The organism is Nitrospirota bacterium (genome assembly GCA_016235245.1).
Taxonomy (GTDB): domain Bacteria; phylum Nitrospirota; class Thermodesulfovibrionia; order Thermodesulfovibrionales; family UBA6898; genus UBA6898.
Genome location: JACRLO010000021.1, coordinates 36,538 through 53,954 on the forward strand (window position 1 = coordinate 36,538; position 17,417 = coordinate 53,954).

General features: G+C 51.2%; 21 protein-coding genes. 11 read left to right on the top strand and 10 right to left on the bottom strand.

Annotated features, from left to right (window positions below; genetic code table 11):
- Positions 1-77: 77 nt before the first annotated feature.
- Positions 78-1,841, bottom strand: coding sequence for a formate--tetrahydrofolate ligase (locus tag HZB31_10235; protein ID MBI5848304.1), 1,764 nt, complete (start codon positions 1,839-1,841; stop codon positions 78-80).
- A gap of 221 nt (positions 1,842-2,062) precedes the next feature.
- Here HZB31_10235 and HZB31_10240 point away from each other — a divergent pair, with 221 nt between their 5' ends.
- From HZB31_10240 to HZB31_10290, 11 genes are all read left to right on the top strand, one after another.
- On the top strand, positions 2,063-3,019 hold the full coding sequence (locus HZB31_10240) for a peptidylprolyl isomerase (GenBank protein ID MBI5848305.1): 957 nt from the start codon (positions 2,063-2,065) through the stop codon (positions 3,017-3,019).
- 48 nt (positions 3,020-3,067) lie between these two features.
- A complete protein-coding gene (locus HZB31_10245) occupies positions 3,068-3,721 on the top strand; it encodes a phosphoribosylglycinamide formyltransferase (GenBank protein MBI5848306.1) in 654 nt (217 codons plus the stop codon).
- Between the two features lie 25 nt (positions 3,722-3,746).
- The gene (locus HZB31_10250) at positions 3,747-4,289 is read left to right on the top strand and encodes a sigma-70 family RNA polymerase sigma factor (GenBank protein MBI5848307.1); all 543 of its coding nucleotides are present in this window, start codon (positions 3,747-3,749) and stop codon (positions 4,287-4,289) included.
- Positions 4,290-4,316: 27 nt separating this feature from the next.
- A complete protein-coding gene (locus HZB31_10255) occupies positions 4,317-4,844 on the top strand; it encodes a zf-HC2 domain-containing protein (protein ID MBI5848308.1) in 528 nt (175 codons plus the stop codon).
- A complete protein-coding gene (locus HZB31_10260; GenBank protein MBI5848309.1) occupies positions 4,841-5,332 on the top strand; it encodes a DUF3106 domain-containing protein in 492 nt (163 codons plus the stop codon). The genes HZB31_10255 and HZB31_10260 overlap by 4 nt, the downstream gene beginning before the upstream one ends.
- A gap of 162 nt (positions 5,333-5,494) precedes the next feature.
- A complete protein-coding gene (locus HZB31_10265; protein ID MBI5848310.1) occupies positions 5,495-6,844 on the top strand; it encodes an adenylate/guanylate cyclase domain-containing protein in 1,350 nt (449 codons plus the stop codon).
- On the top strand, positions 6,831-7,469 hold the full coding sequence (locus HZB31_10270) for a hypothetical protein (protein MBI5848311.1): 639 nt from the start codon (positions 6,831-6,833) through the stop codon (positions 7,467-7,469). Before HZB31_10265 ends, HZB31_10270 begins: the two co-directional genes overlap by 14 nt.
- Before the next feature lie 19 nt (positions 7,470-7,488).
- Positions 7,489-8,064 carry a 16S rRNA (guanine(966)-N(2))-methyltransferase RsmD gene (gene rsmD, locus HZB31_10275; GenBank protein ID MBI5848312.1) on the top strand — a complete coding sequence of 192 codons (576 nt, stop codon included), beginning with the start codon at positions 7,489-7,491 and terminating at the stop codon, positions 8,062-8,064.
- Complete coding sequence (coaD, locus tag HZB31_10280) at positions 8,061-8,549, top strand: pantetheine-phosphate adenylyltransferase (GenBank protein ID MBI5848313.1); 489 nt, start codon at positions 8,061-8,063, stop codon at positions 8,547-8,549. Before rsmD ends, coaD begins: the two co-directional genes overlap by 4 nt.
- Positions 8,550-8,558: 9 nt before the next feature.
- Complete coding sequence (locus HZB31_10285; protein MBI5848314.1) at positions 8,559-9,383, top strand: DMT family transporter; 825 nt, start codon at positions 8,559-8,561, stop codon at positions 9,381-9,383.
- A 10-nt stretch (positions 9,384-9,393) separates the two neighbouring features.
- A complete protein-coding gene (locus HZB31_10290; GenBank protein MBI5848315.1) occupies positions 9,394-10,032 on the top strand; it encodes a radical SAM protein in 639 nt (212 codons plus the stop codon).
- A gap of 8 nt (positions 10,033-10,040) precedes the next feature.
- Here HZB31_10290 and rapZ read toward each other — a convergent pair whose 3' ends face one another.
- From rapZ to pgsA, 9 genes are read right to left on the bottom strand one after another with little or no spacing between them, the layout of a single operon-like run.
- Positions 10,041-10,943 carry an RNase adapter RapZ gene (rapZ, locus tag HZB31_10295; protein MBI5848316.1) on the bottom strand — a complete coding sequence of 301 codons (903 nt, stop codon included), beginning with the start codon at positions 10,941-10,943 and terminating at the stop codon, positions 10,041-10,043.
- A 10-nt stretch (positions 10,944-10,953) separates the two neighbouring features.
- Positions 10,954-11,475, bottom strand: a complete 522-nt coding sequence (gene raiA, locus HZB31_10300; protein MBI5848317.1) for a ribosome-associated translation inhibitor RaiA — start codon at positions 11,473-11,475, stop codon at positions 10,954-10,956.
- A 37-nt stretch (positions 11,476-11,512) separates the two neighbouring features.
- Complete coding sequence (rpoN, locus tag HZB31_10305) at positions 11,513-12,949, bottom strand: RNA polymerase factor sigma-54 (GenBank protein MBI5848318.1); 1,437 nt, start codon at positions 12,947-12,949, stop codon at positions 11,513-11,515.
- Positions 12,949-13,671 (bottom strand): LPS export ABC transporter ATP-binding protein, encoded by a 723-nt coding sequence (gene lptB / locus HZB31_10310; protein MBI5848319.1) that lies wholly within the window; start codon positions 13,669-13,671, stop codon positions 12,949-12,951. Before lptB ends, rpoN begins: the two co-directional genes overlap by 1 nt.
- Positions 13,671-14,201 (bottom strand): hypothetical protein, encoded by a 531-nt coding sequence (locus HZB31_10315; GenBank protein ID MBI5848320.1) that lies wholly within the window; start codon positions 14,199-14,201, stop codon positions 13,671-13,673. The genes lptB and HZB31_10315 overlap by 1 nt, the downstream gene beginning before the upstream one ends.
- Positions 14,176-14,688, bottom strand: a complete 513-nt coding sequence (gene lptC, locus HZB31_10320) for an LPS export ABC transporter periplasmic protein LptC (GenBank protein ID MBI5848321.1) — start codon at positions 14,686-14,688, stop codon at positions 14,176-14,178. Before lptC ends, HZB31_10315 begins: the two co-directional genes overlap by 26 nt.
- Positions 14,689-14,745: 57 nt before the next feature.
- Complete coding sequence (locus HZB31_10325) at positions 14,746-15,570, bottom strand: shikimate dehydrogenase (protein ID MBI5848322.1); 825 nt, start codon at positions 15,568-15,570, stop codon at positions 14,746-14,748.
- 2 nt (positions 15,571-15,572) lie between these two features.
- Positions 15,573-16,871, bottom strand: coding sequence for a DUF512 domain-containing protein (locus tag HZB31_10330; protein MBI5848323.1), 1,299 nt, complete (start codon positions 16,869-16,871; stop codon positions 15,573-15,575).
- Entirely contained in the window at positions 16,861-17,400 is a 540-nt protein-coding gene (pgsA, locus tag HZB31_10335; protein ID MBI5848324.1) for a CDP-diacylglycerol--glycerol-3-phosphate 3-phosphatidyltransferase, read from the bottom strand. Before pgsA ends, HZB31_10330 begins: the two co-directional genes overlap by 11 nt.
- Positions 17,401-17,417 lie beyond the last annotated feature (17 nt).

Here is a 17,417-nt window from a genome sequence, read left to right on the forward strand (position 1 = left end):
GACTGAGCAGGATTCCCCAAAAAAAAAGAGCCCCCTGCAGAATTCAGGGGGCTCTTTTAAAAAATAAGGAAAGGTATTTAGAACAGCCCGCTCACCTTTCCGGTGTCAGTGTCCACGTCAATTCTCCTGAATGCCGGGTTGGATGCTGTTCCGGGCATCAGGGTGATGGTGCCTGCGCACGGGCAGAGGAACTTGGCGCCGGAGTAAATCAGGATATCTCTGATCGGCAGCGTCCAGCCCTTCGGAACTCCCTTGAGCGTTGGGTCGTGTGACAGGCTCAGGTGTGTCTTGACCATCATGGTGGCATAGTCGGCATACTGGGGATCGTCTTCAAGCATCTTGGCCTTTGCCTCGGCTTCAGGCAGCCAGGAAACGCCGTCAGCGCCGTAGACCTCTTTGGCGATAAGCGCTACGCGGTCGCGCAGCTTCATCTCAAGCGGATAGAGGAACCTGAAGTCGTTGTCTTCCTTGCAGGCGTCAATGACTGCGTCGGCCAGTTCCAGCGCGCCGTCACCACCTTTGAGCCAGTGCTGTGATTCAGCGCAGCGGGCTCCGGCAGCTTCAGCAGCCCTCTTGACAGCGGCAACTTCGGCATCGGTGTCCGTATAGAACCGGTTTACGCAGACAACCGGATTGATGCCTGATTTGCGGATAACATTGATCATATGGACCATGTTGGCGCAGCCTTTTTCGACCAGTCCGATATTCTCCTTCGTGTATTCGTCTGACAAAGCCTTGCCGGCAACTACCTTGGGGCCGCCGCCATGCATCTTCAGGGCGCGGACCGTGGTGGTGAGCACCGAGACATTAGGCTTGAGGCCGCCTATGCGCGCCTTGACGTTCCAGAACTTCTCGAAACCGATGTCTGCGGCAAAGCCTGACTCGGTCACGTGATAGTCGAACATCTTCAGTCCTATACGGTCAGCAATGATCGAGGACTGCCCCACTGCGATATTGGCAAAAGGACCGGCATGTACGAGGCAGGGGTTGTATTCTGCCGTGCACATAAGCGTAGGGTTGATGGTGTTGCGCATGAAAGCAGCCATGGCATTGCCGACTTCAAGATCGCCTGTGGTAACAGGCTTGCCGCTCTTATCAAAGGCAACCGTGATATTGTTGAGGCGTTGTTTCAGGTCTGCGAGGTCGTTGGCAATTGCCAGGATGGCCATGCATTCGGAACCGACTGCGATACCAAACTTCGACTGCATCATATAGCCGTCTGTCCTGCCGCCCATGCCGATTATGATATTGCGCAGACTCTGGGCGCAGAAGTCGATGATCCATCCCATTTCCACACGGGTAGGATCAATGTCAAGACGCCGCATTTTGGTAAGCCGCTGCAACTGCTCGTCATTGTAGTTGCGCTCGTGCTGCATGCGCGACGTCATAGCCACCATCGCCAGGTTGTGCGCGTTCATGATGTCATTGATATCGCCTGTGAGGCCCAGGGAAAATTCGGTCATCGGGATCAAAAGGGAGTTTCCGCCGCCTGCAGCCGTCCCCTTAACATTCATGGTAGGGCCGCCGGAGGGCTGACTGAGCGTGCCGCCGACATTCATGCCGCGCTTTCCGAGGCCTTCCATCAGGCCGCAGGACGTGGTGCTTTTGCCTTCTCCCAGAGGCGTAGGGGTTATGGCAGTCACCTCAATGTATTTACCGTCAGGGTTGCCTTTGAGACGGTTAAAGATCTTGAGAAAGTCTAATTTGGCCAGGCGGCCCATAGGAAGTATCTCGTCCTTCTGTAGTCCCAGTTTTTCGCGCCACTGCTCAGGGGAAGGCATATTCTTTTCCGCTTCCTCGGAAATCTGCCAGTCGGCTAACTTCGTTGCATCATACGGCATTTGAACCTCCTCGTGATGAATTAATTGTTATTAAAATGAATACCTGCTATAAAAACAGGCACAAAGAAAGACGATTTTTTTCAATAGTTGCGTTCAGTTGCGAGATTATAGCAGTATTGTCGGATAATCTTCAATATAAATAAAGCTCATAAGCTTATAAGTTAAGAAAGCATGGATTTTCTGAAAAAATATAGTATATAGTATCTATTCCGGAGGTGATCATGATCAGAAATAAAATTGTATATCCCCTGATATTTCTTTTTGTTTTGACGTCGTATGTACAGGCAACGTTTCTTCTTGACCGTGTTGTCGCTGTCGTCAATCAGGACGTTATCACCTGGAGCGAACTCTACCGCTTTATGGAAGTTGACGCCTCCCCGGCGGTGAAGGCCCTGCCCGAGGAGGAGAGAAAAAAGATTTTTCTCAATAACGAGACCCTTTTTCTCGAAAGTCTTATTGAGTTAAGGCTGCAGGTCCAGGAGGCGGCAAACAGCAGGGTAAAGGTTGTAGGTGAGGAAGTAAAGGAGACCATCGAGGGGATCAAAAAGAAATACGGCATGACGGATTCCCAGTTTCAGGATTCTCTGAAGTCGGAGGGGTATACCTTTGAGGAATACAAAAGGCGTCTTGTCGACCAGTTGCTGCAGAGCAAGATTGTGAATCAGCAGGTCCGCAGTAAAGTCCTGGTAAGTGATGCTGATGTTGATAATTTCATGAAGGAGAATAAGGATATGAGCAGCAGCGCCGGCTCTTATCATATCCGCCAGATCTTTTTCAAAAAGCCGAAGGATCCGGCCGAAAGGGCCTTGGTAGAAGAAAAGGCACTTGCAGTGTATGCAAAGGCCGGGCAGGGTCAGGATTTCGCTGAATTGGCACGCCTGCATTCCGAGGATGCAACCAGGAATTCGGGAGGAGATCTCGGGTATATTGAAAAGGGAATTTTAGGGAAGGAGTTTCTCGGCGCACTGTCTGCCATGAAGCAGGGGGATGTAAGTAAACCCTTCTGGAGTGACAGAGGTATGCATATACTCATGCTTGAGGAGACGGCTGCTCCGAGATCTGCGGCTGAGCTTAAAGAGGACGCGAAGATACAGCTTCAGGAGAAGCTCTTTAACGAAAAATACAAGGCCTGGATCAAGTCGCTGCGCGAGAAATCGTTTATCGATATCCGGCTCTGATTTGGCTGCAAGGTCTTAACGCCTGAGCTATTTTCAAAAGGAGGGGTCATGGAACTGATGAGTGTCGGCGTTCTTGCCTCAGGGAGGGGGTCGAATTTTCAATCTATTATCGATGCCATAGAAGCGGGCAGTCTTAAGGCGAAGATCGTTCTTTTGATTACGGACAACCCCAATGCCTTTGCCATTGAGCGGGCAAAGAAGCACGGCATCGAAACGCTTATCATGGTCCCGAAGCAATATGCCGGGCGAAGCGATTACTATACGGCTGTTGTGAGGGAACTGAAGATCCGGGAGGTTGGGCTGGTGGTGCTTGCCGGCTTCATGAGGATCATCGGCAAACCGCTTATCGAGGCGTACCGGGACAGGGTCATGAATATCCATCCTGCCCTCCTGCCGTCATTTCCCGGACTGCACGGCCAGAAACAGGCTCAGGACTACGGGGTCAGAATATCGGGTTGTACGGTGCATTTTGTTGACGAAGGCATGGATACGGGCCCCATCATTATTCAGGCGGCAGTCCCTGTTTCCTTTGAAGATACGGAAGAGTCCCTTTCTGAACGAATACTGAAGCTCGAACATAAGATATTCCCTGAGGCGATCAGACTTTTTTCCGAAGGCAGGCTTGAAGTCGTAGGCAGGAAAGTAAAAATTGCCGGTGCTGCTCCGGACAAGAGTTCTCTCGTCTTCCCCCCGCTTGATTAGCCCTGAAGAAACCGATATCAGCCTCATGGGGCTGATCAGAAAAGGCGATGCAAAGGCCTTTGAACTCCTTGTTGCCCGCCATCAGCGTGCTGTTTATAATATTGCCCTTCGCTTTCTTCGCGATTCAGACGAGGCAGAGGATCTGACGCAGGATGTTTTCATCCGGATCTATAAGGCGGCAGCAACGTATAGCCCTGAGGCCAAATTCACGACCTGGCTTTATACCATCGTCAGAAATCTCTGTTTTAACGTCCTCAGGAGCAGGAAACAGGCTGTACTCATGTCAGTTGACGATGAGGCTATGCCGGAGCTTTCAGAAAAGGGCGACAATCCTCTGGAGCGTATCACCAGGCAGGAGGTAAGGGAAAGGGTGATGCATGCCGTGGGCAAACTGCCTGACAATATGAGGCTGGCTGTGCTTTTGAGCAAGTATCAGGGCCTCTCGTATGACGAGATTGCCGGCGTTATGGGTTGCTCCGTAACGGCGATCAAGCTCAGGGTGCATCGGGCAAAGGCTATTCTTGCGGCAGAGCTTTCCGATTTAAGAGATGAAACCGGGGACAATTAGCAGTGTTTAATAGCCAGGAGGTCAGACATGGACTGTAAAGAAATTCAGGATAACCTGTCAGCATATATAGACCGGGAGCTGCCATCAGCAAACCAGGAAACCGTCAGGACGCACCTTGCAGACTGCGGGCAATGTGCCTTGCAGTACGCACGACTGCGCAGGGGTTGGCAGGCCCTTGATGCGTGGGAAGACGTCACTGCTCCAGAGAGGATGCGAAAGAAGATTCTCGAGTCTGTGAGGCCGCAGAGGAAGCCGGTCTGGTGGCGCGCAGTAATGTCTTCAGCTGCTGTCCTTATTCTTGTTTTTGGCATTGCCGTATATTATTCCGGCCAATCGTCATTGCAGAATATTGCCAATAATCAGCCATCTCTCCAGACAGCTGCCGGCGCTTTCAGTGAGGATGAAATCATAGCAAACCTTCTCCTTCTCCAGGAAAATGACTTTTTTGATACCCTGGACGAGCTCGTCAGGATAGGTGATCTCCCCTTTGCCGAAGAACCGTCTCATGGGATAAAGGAGCCTGACAGAAGCTCCCTGGATATGGTCTGCACATGAAAAACCTGATACGCATTCTGGGCATGGGTCTGCTGCTGGCGATCGCGTTTGTCGAAGCTGCAGCAGGCGCTGACAGCAGGGAGATGGATAACAGAGGGCGCTGGCAATCCATGCCTCCGGAGGAAAAGAGGAGGGTGATAGAGAATTACCGTCAGTGGAAGAGCCGGCCTCGTGAAAACAGAGATAGATTGCAACGCAACCTGGACGCCTACCAAGAGCTTAGCCCGGAGGAAAGGCAGATGCTGAGACAGAGGTATCGGGCGTACAAGGGCCTTGAACCTGCCGGAAAAGAGAGACTGAGGGAGCGTCTGCATAGAGTGGATCCTCATGCTCCGGACAACAGCCAGGAGATAATGAGAAGGTTCAGGAGATCGCAGGGCCTGCCACCTGAGGAGAGGATGAGACGTCTTGAGCGGTCACGGTTCTGGAAAGAACTTAGCAATGAGGAGAGAGAAACGTATAAAAAGCTTTTGTTTCCTGATAATTAAGGTATATTACTTAACTTACTGCTTTATGTTGATCTGTTTTCTCTGTATTTCTCCCTCCAGCTGTTTTCCGTAATACGCATTCAATCAAAATATATTGAAGCAGCAGGTCATAGGGGCTATAATCACTACTGAATGAGACTGAAACATAAAATAGCTGGTTTCATGATCCTTATCCAGACCGTAATCATTGCCACGGTCATGTTTGGGACTATACGCAGTGAAGTGGACATGACCTATTCGTCCATGGCTTCGTATGGCAGGATGATGGCAAAAGTGATTGCAGGAAGGCTGATCAGTGAGATCATGGTCAACGATTCCACAAAGAGCGCAGACCTGGAGCGTTTTATTGACATTGTTATGTCCTTTGATGCAAGGATCGCCTGCGTTGTGGTATCGGACAGAAACAGAAACGTGCTTGCAGGACAGATCAATCGGACGTGGGTCGATTATGAGGGGACCAGGGATGCAGCGCTTGTGCAGCTCGTTCAGGGCGCGGAAGCCTACCGCAAATTCAAGTCAGTTGCCGTGGCTATAGATTCAGACGGACAGCATATCGGAGATATCAGGATCATCTTCAGTCTGGTTCCCCTGCAGAAGCAGATACTCCTTTCAGTCCTTCTCTGGATGAGCGCGGGCATTGCCCTTGCAGGCCTCGGTGTAGCCGGGGCGTTCATCATCTCAAAAAAGATAACGGACCCTCTTGGCAGCGTTGCGGGTGCAATGAAGCGTGTTGAGGATGGGGACCTTGAGCAGCGCGTGGAGATCAGGACAAAGGATGAGGTCGCTGATATGGCCCATGCCTTCAATAAGATGGTTGAGGGGCTGAAAGAGCGCGAGTTCATCAAGAACACCTTCTCCAAGTATGTATCAAGCCAGGTTGCAGAGAGGATCCTGAAGGAAAAGGATTTTCTGAACCTCAAGGGCGAAAAAAGGGTAGTGACCGTGTTGTTTGCCGATATTCGGGGATTCACGCCTCTTGCAGAGTCCCTGCCGCCGGAAAAGGTGCTCGATATCCTGAACAGATACTTCAGCAAAATGGTTGATATTGTGTTTCGGTACGGCGGGCTGCTCAATAAATTCATTGGCGATGCCATCATGGTTCTCTACAATGCACCGCTAGACCAGAGGTATCATGAACTCAGGGCCATCCTTACAGGCATCGAAATGCAGAAGGAAATAGCACGTATCAATGAAGAGAGAAGGCAGCATGGAGACATCCAGGTCAACATGGGGATCGGCATCAATACCGGCGATGCCGTTGCCGGCAACGTAGGTTCGGAACTGCGGCTTGAATACACGGTAATAGGAGCTGGCGTGAACCTTGCCCAGCGCATAGAATCGCATACGGCAAAAGGGCAGCTCCTTATCAGCGAAAGCACGTATAATGCTGTTAAGGACCACGTTGAGGTGGTCAGGCTCGAACCCATGCAGGTCAAGGGTATCTCAGAACCTGTCCAGCTCTATGCTGTGATCAATGCAGACATTCCGGAGGATTTCAATGAAATCGCATAAGGTCATTATACTGCTGCTTGCCGCCTCTTTTCTGGTCCCTGCATGCTCCAAAGACCGTTCGCAGGAAGAGAAGATCAGAATCACTATTGATAAGCCTGATGCGCAGAGACCGCAGGAGGCTTCCCCCAGGGCGGAAGTTCCGGAGAGAAAATCTTCAACTGAATCTCAGCAAAGCGAGGTGAGGCCAAAGACGTCAAAACCTGAACCAGCACCTGAGGGGGAGCCTCTCAAACCGGAAAGGAGGGATGAAAGGACTGCACGTCCTCCGGCTCAGGTCAGATCGCTCGATTTCAGGCATGTTGCTGAACATCTCGATACAACGAAGTATTCAAGGCAGCAGATAAAGGCATACTTTCTGTCCATACGCGGGAAGAGAGTTTCCTGGGCAGGGACCGTGTATCAGGTGCGAATCGGCAGAAACGGATACAAGATCCTGGTCGAAAACCGGACTGCGCCGGCGCGAGCCGGTTATAATATCGTGCTTGTCAATAGAGGCCCTTCAAACATCGGGCATATCGCCAACGGGACTGAGATCAGATTCAGCGGCGTTATCAGAGATGTTGGAGCTGCGAGGCCCGGCTCAGGCCCGGTGATAGTGCTCGTGGACACGAAGATACAGAATTGAGATCAGAAGGATATATATCATGAGAATTTCGGCTGGAGAGTTTAAGGGAAGAAAGATCGGCTCGAAGAAGCTCTTTGTCAAGAGGGCAGGCAAGGACGACCTCAGACCGACACCGGCAAAGGTGCGCGAGGCTATCTTTGATATCCTGCGAAACGAGGTCGAGGGTGCATCCTGGCTCGATCTGTATGCCGGCACTGGCACGGTTGGCATCGAAGCTTTGTCCCGCGGGGCTGAGAATGCCGTCTTTGTCGAATCGGTCCGCCCCAGGGCAAAGGCAATCAGTGACCTGATCGATAAGCTCAATCTGGCAGCAAGGGCGTCAGTGCATTGTGAAGAGGCTGAAGCATTCCTCAGGAGAGCTTCGATGACCGGAGAGACCTATGACATTATTTTTGCCGACCCGCCTTATGCGTCATCTGAAATAGAGAAAATACTTCCTTTGATCGACAAATATGGTATGTTAGATGCGCAGGGTCTGCTGCTGTGCGAGCATGGAGCGAAAGCGATTGTCCCCGAGGCCGTTGGCGGACTTAAGCTGAAGAAACAATACCGGTATGGCGACACAAGACTTGCCCTGTACAGGAAAGAACTATGAGCGAAAGATTAGGCATATATCCCGGCACGTTTGACCCTTTCACGAACGGTCACCTTGACCTTGTGCGAAGAGGTCTGAGGATATTCGACCGTCTTATCGTGGGCGTTGCTCCGAGCCCGAAGAAGAACCCCCTGTTTTCGGTTGAGGAGCGTCTCATCCTGATCCGCAAAACGCTGAAGGGATATAAAGGGGTTTCTGCAGAGAGGTTCGACGGTCTGCTGGTGGATTATGTAGCAGACAGAAAAGGGGCTGCTATTATCAGGGGTCTGCGCGCGGTATCGGATTTTGAGTATGAACTGCAGATGGCGCTTATGAACCGGCGCCTTTCATCAGACATCGAGACGGTCTTTATGATGCCGAGCGAAGAATACTCCTATCTTACTGCTACGATCGTTAAGGAGATGGCGTCCCTCGGCGGCTCAGTCCGCGGCCTGGTGCCTCCTCATGTCGAAAAGGCTTTAACAAAGAAGTTCCGGAAACAGTAAAGCCCTTTGATGTCCCAGATCTACATTCTCCTTTCCATATTTCTCTGGAGTTCCATCGGCATCGTTTTCAGGATTGCTGATCTGCCGGTGCATATTTTCCTCTTCTATTCCCTGCTGATAGCTGTGGTTGTACAGTCGCTTATCGCATGGAACAGGGGATACCTTACGGAAATAACGGACAGAAAGAAGCTGACCGCACCAGTGCTGTTAGGTCTGGTCAGTCTTCTCAACAGTCTCGCTTTTTTTTATGCATTCAAAACAACGACGATATCAAATGCGGTATTGACTCATTATACTGCTCCCATTATCGTTGCTGTTCTGGCTGCCCTTTTCCTGAAGGAAAAGATTACCAGGATCCTTATCGGCGCTATCGCAATTTCATCCATGGGCCTCTGGATCATGCTTGACGGTTTTTCGACTCCGCGTGGGCATATGACCGGCGTATTGTCCGGCCTTGCTTCAGGAATTGCCTATGCGGTTATTATTATCCTCGCAAGGAAGTATGCCAGTGGGTATCGTCCCTTCATGCTTACCTATATCGTAAATATTACTATGGTGGTCTGCCTTGCTCCCTTTGTCAGGCAATTCCCCATGCATGCACTCTGGAGCTTTCTTGTCATGGGTCTGATCCATTCGATCGTAGCGCCGATGCTCTACTATCGCGGCCTCCAGGATGTTTCTGCTGGCAGGGCCGCGGTGCTCGGCTATCTGGAGCCGGTATGTGCAATCCTGCTGAGTATGATCTTTCTCGGGGAGCTGCCGGGCCACAATTCGCTGCTTGGCGGGGTGCTCATACTTTTTTCCGGATTTATGACGATCAGGTCGGCAGCTTAAAAGGAGTCCAATGATAGTTTGTGAACTGTTTGCGAGCATTCAGGGAGAATCAACTTATGCGGGAACTCCCTGCACCTTCATCCGGCTGAGCGGCTGTAATCTCCGCTGCTCCTACTGCGATACCGCCTACTCCTATGATAAGGGAACGGAGATCTCCATAGACCGGATTATGGATAAAGTTGCGGAGGCAGGACACCGTCTGGTGGAAATTACCGGCGGTGAACCGCTGCTGCAGCATCATGAAGTGGCTGAGCTTACGAAGCGCCTGCTCGATGCAGGATTCCGCGTGCTTATTGAGACCAACGGCACGCTGGATATCAGTTGTCTGGACAGCAGGGCGGTCGTGATTATGGATATAAAAACGCCGTCAAGCGGCATGAGCGGAAAAAACAATCTTGCCAATTTGGCGCATATAAAGCCGGAAGATGAGATCAAATTCGTTATCGGCGACAGAAACGACTATGAGTGGTCACAGAAGATTGTGCTGGAAGAAGGGCTGGAGAGACGCTGCACGGTCCTTTTTTCTCCGGCAGCAGGCAGTATCAGTCCGCGGGAGCTTGCAGGCTGGATTCTTCAGGACAGGCTTGAAGTACGGCTCAACATGCAGCTGCATAAGATCATATTTTCGCCTGACGAAAGAGGAGTATAAAAAGTTTTCTAAATATCCCGATGGATGATATGCGGCTCCAGGTTTCCCTTTGCCATGAATTTTGAAATTTCCTCGGCAATGGCAGGGGAACGGTGTCGTCCCCCGGTGCAGCCAAAGGCGATCGACAGGTACGATTTGCCCTCCCGGATATAGTGGGGAATGAGAAAGCCCAGAAGGTCCTTCACTTTCTTCATGAACTGTTTTGTGGTCGGCTGAGAAAAGACAAAATCGGAAACCTTCCTGTCCCTGCCGGTAAGTTCCCTGAGTCCCGGCACAAAATGCGGGTTCGGAAGAAACCGCACATCAAAGAGCAGGTCGATGTTCTGCGGGATACCGTATTTAAAGCCGAAGGATATGATGCTGACCGCAAGATCTTTATGTCCGGCTGCCGGAGCATAGAGGGACGTTATCAGTTTCCGCAGTTCATGCGGAGAGAGAGTGGATGTATCAATCACCCTGTCTGCGTTTGCCTTGAGCCCTGAAAGGACCTTCTTCTCGGCCATGATCGCTTCTTCGAGACTGCCGCCAAGCGGGTGAGGTCTTCTCGTCTCCTTGAATCTTCTGACGAGCACCGCAGGTTCTGCTTCGAGAAACAGGATCTGGAGCGAAAACTTTTTTTTGAGCAATGCAACAGCGGCGTTGCTATCTTTAAGGTATTCCTTTTCGCGTATATCAATCCCGATCGCGATATGTCTTGACCCGCTCTGTTGTGAGATCTTGCCGATCAGGGAACTGATGAGGGATACCGGAATATTGTCGACACAATAAAATCCTGAGTCCTCTACAGCCCGAAGGGCTACGGTTTTCCCTGAGCCGGAAAGACCGCTGACGATAAGGATGCGAGCTCCCCGGCCGCTTTTTCTGGCTGCAGCCGGGGCCTTCGCACTATCCGTTTTCTTTTTCGCTGCCATCTGCAGGATGCTACTGAGGCTCAATCAGTCCGAAATTGCCGTCTTTTCTGCGATAAATAACATTGATTACATTGCTCTTGTCATTCATGAAGACGAAGAAGTCTTTGTCAAGGAGTTCCATCTGCATTGCTGCTTCGTCAGGGTTCATGGGTTTGAGGTCAAACCGCTTATTTTTTATGATCTTTCCGCCTTCATGTGCAGCCGGCTCCCGTTCTGTCAATTCTGACTGTTTTGACGCGCCTTTCCGGTAAGAACTGTGCTTTTCCTTGTACTTCTTCACCTGCCGGTCGAGTTTTTCTGAGACCTCGTCGATGGAAGAATAGATCTCGCCGGTCACGCTTTCCGCCTGAATAAGCACGCCGTTCGTTTTCAGCAGGACCTCCGCCTTGTGCCGGTATTTCTCGACGCTGAGGGTAACGGTTGCGTCCGATCCTTCGGGAAGAAATTTCTCGAATTTCCTGATCTTCTCCTCCGAATAGTTTTTGAGGGCTGGTGTTACTTCAAGGTGTCTGCCGTTTACGATGATGTTCATGATTATCTCCTTTCTGTGGGAGGATAGGGTGGAGATCCTATCTTCTCCTCTGGCTCTGCGGGGGAATCTTCAGTTCCTCCCGGTACTTTGCTATGGTCCTTCTTGCGATGGTTATATTCTTGCTCTTGAAGATATCGACGATCTTCATATCACTGAGCGGGCTGGTTGCTGCCTCTTCCAGAATGATCGTCTTTATCATATCTTTTACCGAGGTAGAAGAAAGCTCTCCTGAGTCGCTTGGAATGGCATTGCTGAAGAAGTATTTAAACCCGTAGATGCCGCGGGGACAGGCTAGATACTTGGTGGAGGTTACCCTGCTGACCGTGCTTTCATGGAGGTTCAGTTCCGTTGCGATATCCTTGAGGTTGAGCGGTCTCAGATGACTGACGCCTGCTTCAAAAAAATCCTTCTGGTAGTTCAGGATACATTCCGTAACGCGGTAGATCGTCTTGTTCCGGTGATCGAGGCTCTTGATCAGGTCTTTTGCAGCGCGGAGCTTTTCCTCCAAAAAGTGACGCTCTTCTTTGGGCACCAGGTTCTTCTGCTGGAGCAGCCGCAGATAGTAGCTGTTTATTCTGAGCTTCGGCATGCCTTCGTCGTTCAATACGATCTGATATCCTTCGTCCGTTTTGAAGATATACACATCAGGAGTGATGTAGTTGGTCGCATCCGTAGAAAAACTGCGTGCGGGCTTCGGATTCAGCCCTTCAATGACCTTGACGGCAGCCATAATCTCCTCAAGCGTCACATTGCAGGTCTTTGCCACCTGTTGATATTTCTTCCGGCTGATCAGCTCAAGATGGCTGAGTATAAGCGTCTCGACAAGGGTGCCGGTGAGGTTGAGAGGCCGGAGCTGGAGCTGGAGGCATTCCCTGAGGTCACGGGCGGCTATACCGGGAGGGTCAAAGCTCTGTACAAGCATGAGCGCCTCCTGCACGATCTCGGGAGTCGACTGGGAAGTCTGCTGGAGCTCATCCGCGTGAAGCAGGAGATACCCTTTCTCGTCAATATTGCCGATAATGACTTCCGCCACTCTTCGCACATCATCTTCATCCCTGCTATGGCGAAGCTGCATGATGAGATGGTCATAAAGGTCCGGTGCGGTGCTCAGGTAATATTCAAAGGATGGATGTGTTGTCGTGCCGGGTGTGAAATACCCGAGATCTCTGCCGTCAGAACGGCGCTCGTCAAAATAATCATCGGTAGTAAAACTGGCAAGGCCTTCAAGGGGAAGTTCTGCGTCATCCCGGTCGTCATCTGCAGGTTCTAGAGAATCTTTCTCCTCAGAAGAAAGCTCCTCTAGAGAAAGATTTTCGACTGATTCCTCGAGGAACGGGTTTTCTGTCAGCTCGGTCGTAAGCGTCTGGGAAAGCTCAAGCTGCGGCATCTGAAGGAGCTTGATCGCCATCTGGAGCTGGGGGGTGAGAACCAGCTTCTGGCCGAGCTTGATTTCCAGGCGGTTCTGCAGAGCCATTAGAGCCTGAACTCCTCGCCGAGATAGGCCTCTTTTACTTTGGGGGTCGCAATCAGCTTTTCCGGTGTGCCTTCTTCGAGGATCTCACCTTCGCTGATAATATATGCCCTGTCGGTGATCGAGAGGGTATCCCTCACATTATGGTCCGTGATGATGATGCCGAGACCTTTTGATCTGAGGTAGATCATCATCTTCTTCAGTTCTATGATCGCCAGCGGGTCTATGCCTGCAAAGGGCTCGTCAAACAGTATGAACGTAGGCCTTGTTGCCAGGGCGCGTGCAATTTCGGTCCGTCTTCTTTCGCCTCCGGACAGTTTGTATCCGTCCCTTTTTGAGAATTCGGTAAGATTGAATTCGCGGAGAAGACTCTTGAGCTCCGTCTCGATCTCATCCCTGCCCAGGCCCTTGATCTCAAGCACAGCCCTGAGGTTATCCTCAACCGAAAGTTTTCTGAAGATCGACGGCTCCTGCGGCAGATAACTGATACCTCTTCTGGCCCGCTGATACATGGGGAGATTACTGATGTCCTGGCTGTCAAGGAGAATTCTTCCCCCCTCGGGCCTGACAAGACCGAGAATGCTGTAAAACGTGGTTGTCTTTCCAGCGCCGTTTGGACCAAGAAGTCCGACGATCTCGGAGGTGGAGACATAAAGATCGACATTCTTTATGACAAGCCTTTTGCCGTAATTCTTTTGAAGACCTTTAACCTCAAGGAGGTGCATTACCGGTCCTGCCTGCTCTTCATGATTACCTTGCTTCCGCCTTCCACAAAGGACCGGTCGTCATCCACGAAATAGGTTATCCTGTTTCCGGAGACAACATTCTGGCCGTCAAAGGCCCGCGGGCTGCCCGAAAATACGATCCTCTCGGGCGACTCTGCAAAGTAGGTGGCTTCCTGGGATGTCATCACCTTGTCTTCCTTCTGCACCTTCACATTCCCCTTTGATTCGATCTTCGTTATATCTCCGCCAGGGTCAGTGTAGTGCACCAGCATCCAGTCCGCAGACATCGTCATCTCAGAGGTCTTGGCGTCCACATTTTTTTCAAAAAGGGCGGTATGGGCCTGGTTGTCTGCGGTCAGTGTCTCGGAGGTCACCGTCACAGGACCTTTTACTTTTGACCGTGAACTTCCGGAGGTCCTGGCGCTCTCGGCAAGCTTCGTTTTTTGGGCAGGATTTGGCGCTTCGGAAAATGAAATGCCGGGAAGGAGTACAAGGGAAAAAAGACTAACGGTTAAAAGTAGCTTTGACATCTTTCAGTATCCTCACTTTATGGTCGTTATTTTCCGCCTGCATGCCTTTTCCTTCGAGTTCGAACTTCTTCCCCTCGATTCGTACATCTCCGGCAGTATCAAGACTTCCCCTGCTGCCGTCAATACGGGCATTGCTCGTGGTGAGTGCAAAATTGCTGTTCTTCGCATGCAGAACTCCGTCTACGGATATCTGCCGGGTTTCCATGTCGTACACCCCTTTATCAGCCAAAACGGTCATACCATGCCCCTGAAGTTTCACCTCAACGCCGCTCAGCAGGGCTTCTTTTCCGTCTCTGGACATATCCGCTCTTTTTGCCCACAATATCCAGTCAGTTACACCATTTTTCCTGTTAACAATCTTCAGCCCCTCGAAAAAGGAATCGCCCTTGAGCTGAACATCGAGCTTAGTCCCTTTTTCCGAGCGAATAAGGAGAAAAAAAGCCAGTGAGGCGCAAATAAGAATGACGAAAAGAGACTTTTTAGTCATGAAAAAAGTTTATCATAAGGCAGGTTAGTTAGTAAAGGCAAAAAGTATGCCAGCGCATCAGGCCGGATGGCTCAAGAGTGCACTTCTCATGATCTCCACAGGTGGAATGCTGCCTGTCCAGAGCTCAAAGGCAAGGGCTCCCTGCCACAGCAGCATGCCCGCACCTGAGACGGTTTTGCAGCCCTTCGCGTCTGCCCGGCTTAGAAGTGGAGTTTTATGGTAGATCAGATCGCAGACGACCACGGAAGGAGTTAACATATCAGGATCAAGCGGCATTTGATCGCACTGCCTGAGGCCCAACGGAGTCGCATTGATTATGATATCGAAACCCCCAAGATGCCCGATATCCGAAGCTGCTGTAACCGTCCCCCCTGCGGAGGAAAGATCCGCTGCCAGCGCCTCCGCCTTTTCCCTGCTCCTGTTATAGAGTGTCAGGACCTTCGCCTCTTTGCTGAGGTAAAAGCCGATGGCCCGCGATGAGCCGCCTGCGCCAATAATCAGGACTTGCTTGCCTGCCGCAGCAACCCCCAGCTCTTCGAGGGAGCGCATAAAACCCTTGCCGTCAGTGTTATATCCGGACAGTTTCCCTCCCCGGTTTACGATCGTGTTGACTGCCCTGATAACGGCGGCTTCTTTATCGATGGCGTCAAGCAGAGGGAGAACAGCCTCCTTGTGGGGGATGGTAAGGTTTGCACCGATGAAAGAGAGAGCCCGGATCGACTCGACTGCCTGCTTCAGCGCCTCAGGGGCCACGGAAAAGGGCAGGTAGCAGTAGTCTAACCCCAGATGACTAAACGCCGCATTCTGCATCACCGGGGAGAGTGTATGTTCAACAGGATATCCAAAAAGGGCGGCAACTCTGGTCTTTCCGGTGATGCGCATGGTTATCCGAGCCCTGCAAGCGTATCGATAAAGCCCTGGGGCGTGCCGTCCGTTGTCACGACTTTCAGGCCTGTTGCCTCTTCGAGATCCCTCAGGGAGACATTATCAAGAAAGAGGGTATCGCCCTCCCTGAGAACAACATCGGGGACCACAAGAACATCGCAGTTATCACTGTTATCGTGAAGCGCCGAAATAACGTCTCTGCCGGTCAGCAGCCCGGTGACTGTTACGGTTTCGCCGAAGTAGGCATTTTTTACCGGAATTACATCTACCGGCAGCTGTTCCTTCTCAGCAAGACGGCCGATGAATTTTTTCAGGTAAGGATAGAAGGATGTTCCGGTAAAGGTCAGCACCCGGTTTTTATTGCTGATCGTCCGGGGAATCTTCAGTTTGCGCGCCTGACTGATAAACAGGGGCACCAGGCCTACACCGTTTTCGATCTGCGGAAGCTCTCCATATTCCTGCACCGGCGGAAAAGGTGCTTCTGCCTTGATAAACATTTCATCTGCACAGTACACGATCGCCTCGCCATGCTTTTTTCTGAACCGCTTCTGGAAGGCACTCACGATATCAAGCGTTTTCAGCGCCGATTCTTTTGATACCGGGGTGAGCTGCATCTTACGGTGTTTTGTAAGCCCCACAGGAACCACGGCAATCGACGATACATACGGATAGAACCGGTAGATATCCCGGATTGTAGACTGCAATTCCCTTCCGTCATTCAGTCCGGGACAGACAACGATCTGGATATGCATCCTGATCTTGTGGTCGGCAAAGAATTTGAGCTCCTTGAGGATATCCAATGCCCTGGGGTTTCCTAACATCCTGTTTCTGAGCGCCTTGTTGGTCGAATGCACCGAGATGTACATGGGACTGAGCCGCTGCTCGACAATCCGTTTCTTCTCTTCGACCGTGATGTTGGAGAGAGTTGTGTAATTGCCATACAGAAATGAAAGCCGGTAGTCTTCATCCTTGATATAGAGCGGTTTTCTGAGCCCTTTTGGAAGCTGCCTGACAAAACAGAAGATGCAGTTATTTTTGCAAATTTTGACTTTCATCGGCTTAAACGATATGCCAAGGTCAGCGCCGCTGTCAGAAAATATGCTGATTTTCTTCCTGACCCCGTCGCGACGGAAGCCGATGTTCAGTTCATCCTCATCTTTATGGAACATGAAATCAATGACATCGCGCATGGGCGAGGAATTGACCGTGCATACAATATCACCGGCACGGAGGCCGGCGGCTTCTGCAATGCTGCCGGCAGTGATACTCTCGACCGTGATGCCCCTGTCAGATCGCATCGGCGAGCCTCAGTCCGTTGTAGATATACTGAATCCCCGAGATGCCGGTCACTAGTGCAGTGACCGCAAAAAGCAGCTCCTGCTGAGGAATTTTTGAGGACAGGTTAATGCTCAGCAGTACCAGAGCAAGCGTTATAAGCTGCAGGGCAATGGCCGTCTTGCCGAGCATCACAGGCTCTATCGTTGAGCGGTGACTGAGCAGATACAGCAGAAACCAGCCGATAACCACAATGAGATCCCGGCTGATGACCGTTATCGTAAGCCAGAGCGGAATCCATCCCTGGACCGAAAACAGGATAAAGGAGGAGATGAGGAGGGCCTTGTCAGCAAGCGGATCAAGGAATTGCCCCAGGGCAGTCTTCTGGTTGGTGACCCTTGCAATAAAACCGTCGAGCAGGTCGGTCAGTGCGGCTATAACGAACAGAGCGAGCGCAGACCGGTGCTTCTGGTAAATAACGGCAGTGACGAACATCGGTATAATAATAATGCGTGCAACCGTCAGCATGTTCGGCAGATTCAAAATTCTCAAATAAAACGTTCTCCAAA

Excerpts from the sequence above, each read along its gene's own strand:
- HZB31_10260 (MBI5848309.1), top strand. The coding sequence starts at position 4,841 with ATGAAAAACCTGATACGCATTCTGGGCATGGGTCTGCTGCTGGCGATC.
- HZB31_10285 (MBI5848314.1), top strand. The coding sequence starts at position 8,559 with ATGTCCCAGATCTACATTCTCCTTTCCATATTTCTCTGGAGTTCCATC.
- HZB31_10250 (MBI5848307.1), top strand. The coding sequence starts at position 3,747 with ATGGGGCTGATCAGAAAAGGCGATGCAAAGGCCTTTGAACTCCTTGTT.
- coaD (MBI5848313.1), top strand. The coding sequence starts at position 8,061 with ATGAGCGAAAGATTAGGCATATATCCCGGCACGTTTGACCCTTTCACG.
- HZB31_10235 (MBI5848304.1), bottom strand. The coding sequence starts at position 1,841 with ATGCCGTATGATGCAACGAAGTTAGCCGACTGGCAGATTTCCGAGGAA.
- HZB31_10255 (MBI5848308.1), top strand. The coding sequence starts at position 4,317 with ATGGACTGTAAAGAAATTCAGGATAACCTGTCAGCATATATAGACCGG.
- HZB31_10270 (MBI5848311.1), top strand. The coding sequence starts at position 6,831 with ATGAAATCGCATAAGGTCATTATACTGCTGCTTGCCGCCTCTTTTCTG.
- rapZ (MBI5848316.1), bottom strand. The coding sequence starts at position 10,943 with ATGGCAGCGAAAAAGAAAACGGATAGTGCGAAGGCCCCGGCTGCAGCC.
- HZB31_10240 (MBI5848305.1), top strand. The coding sequence starts at position 2,063 with ATGATCAGAAATAAAATTGTATATCCCCTGATATTTCTTTTTGTTTTG.
- lptB (MBI5848319.1), bottom strand. The coding sequence starts at position 13,671 with ATGCACCTCCTTGAGGTTAAAGGTCTTCAAAAGAATTACGGCAAAAGG.
- lptC (MBI5848321.1), bottom strand. The coding sequence starts at position 14,688 with ATGACTAAAAAGTCTCTTTTCGTCATTCTTATTTGCGCCTCACTGGCT.
- raiA (MBI5848317.1), bottom strand. The coding sequence starts at position 11,475 with ATGAACATCATCGTAAACGGCAGACACCTTGAAGTAACACCAGCCCTC.
- HZB31_10325 (MBI5848322.1), bottom strand. The coding sequence starts at position 15,570 with ATGCGCATCACCGGAAAGACCAGAGTTGCCGCCCTTTTTGGATATCCT.
- HZB31_10265 (MBI5848310.1), top strand. The coding sequence starts at position 5,495 with ATGATCCTTATCCAGACCGTAATCATTGCCACGGTCATGTTTGGGACT.
- HZB31_10315 (MBI5848320.1), bottom strand. The coding sequence starts at position 14,201 with ATGTCAAAGCTACTTTTAACCGTTAGTCTTTTTTCCCTTGTACTCCTT.
- HZB31_10290 (MBI5848315.1), top strand. The coding sequence starts at position 9,394 with ATGATAGTTTGTGAACTGTTTGCGAGCATTCAGGGAGAATCAACTTAT.
- rpoN (MBI5848318.1), bottom strand. The coding sequence starts at position 12,949 with ATGGCTCTGCAGAACCGCCTGGAAATCAAGCTCGGCCAGAAGCTGGTT.
- rsmD (MBI5848312.1), top strand. The coding sequence starts at position 7,489 with ATGAGAATTTCGGCTGGAGAGTTTAAGGGAAGAAAGATCGGCTCGAAG.
- HZB31_10245 (MBI5848306.1), top strand. The coding sequence starts at position 3,068 with ATGGAACTGATGAGTGTCGGCGTTCTTGCCTCAGGGAGGGGGTCGAAT.
- HZB31_10330 (MBI5848323.1), bottom strand. The coding sequence starts at position 16,871 with ATGCGATCTGACAGGGGCATCACGGTCGAGAGTATCACTGCCGGCAGC.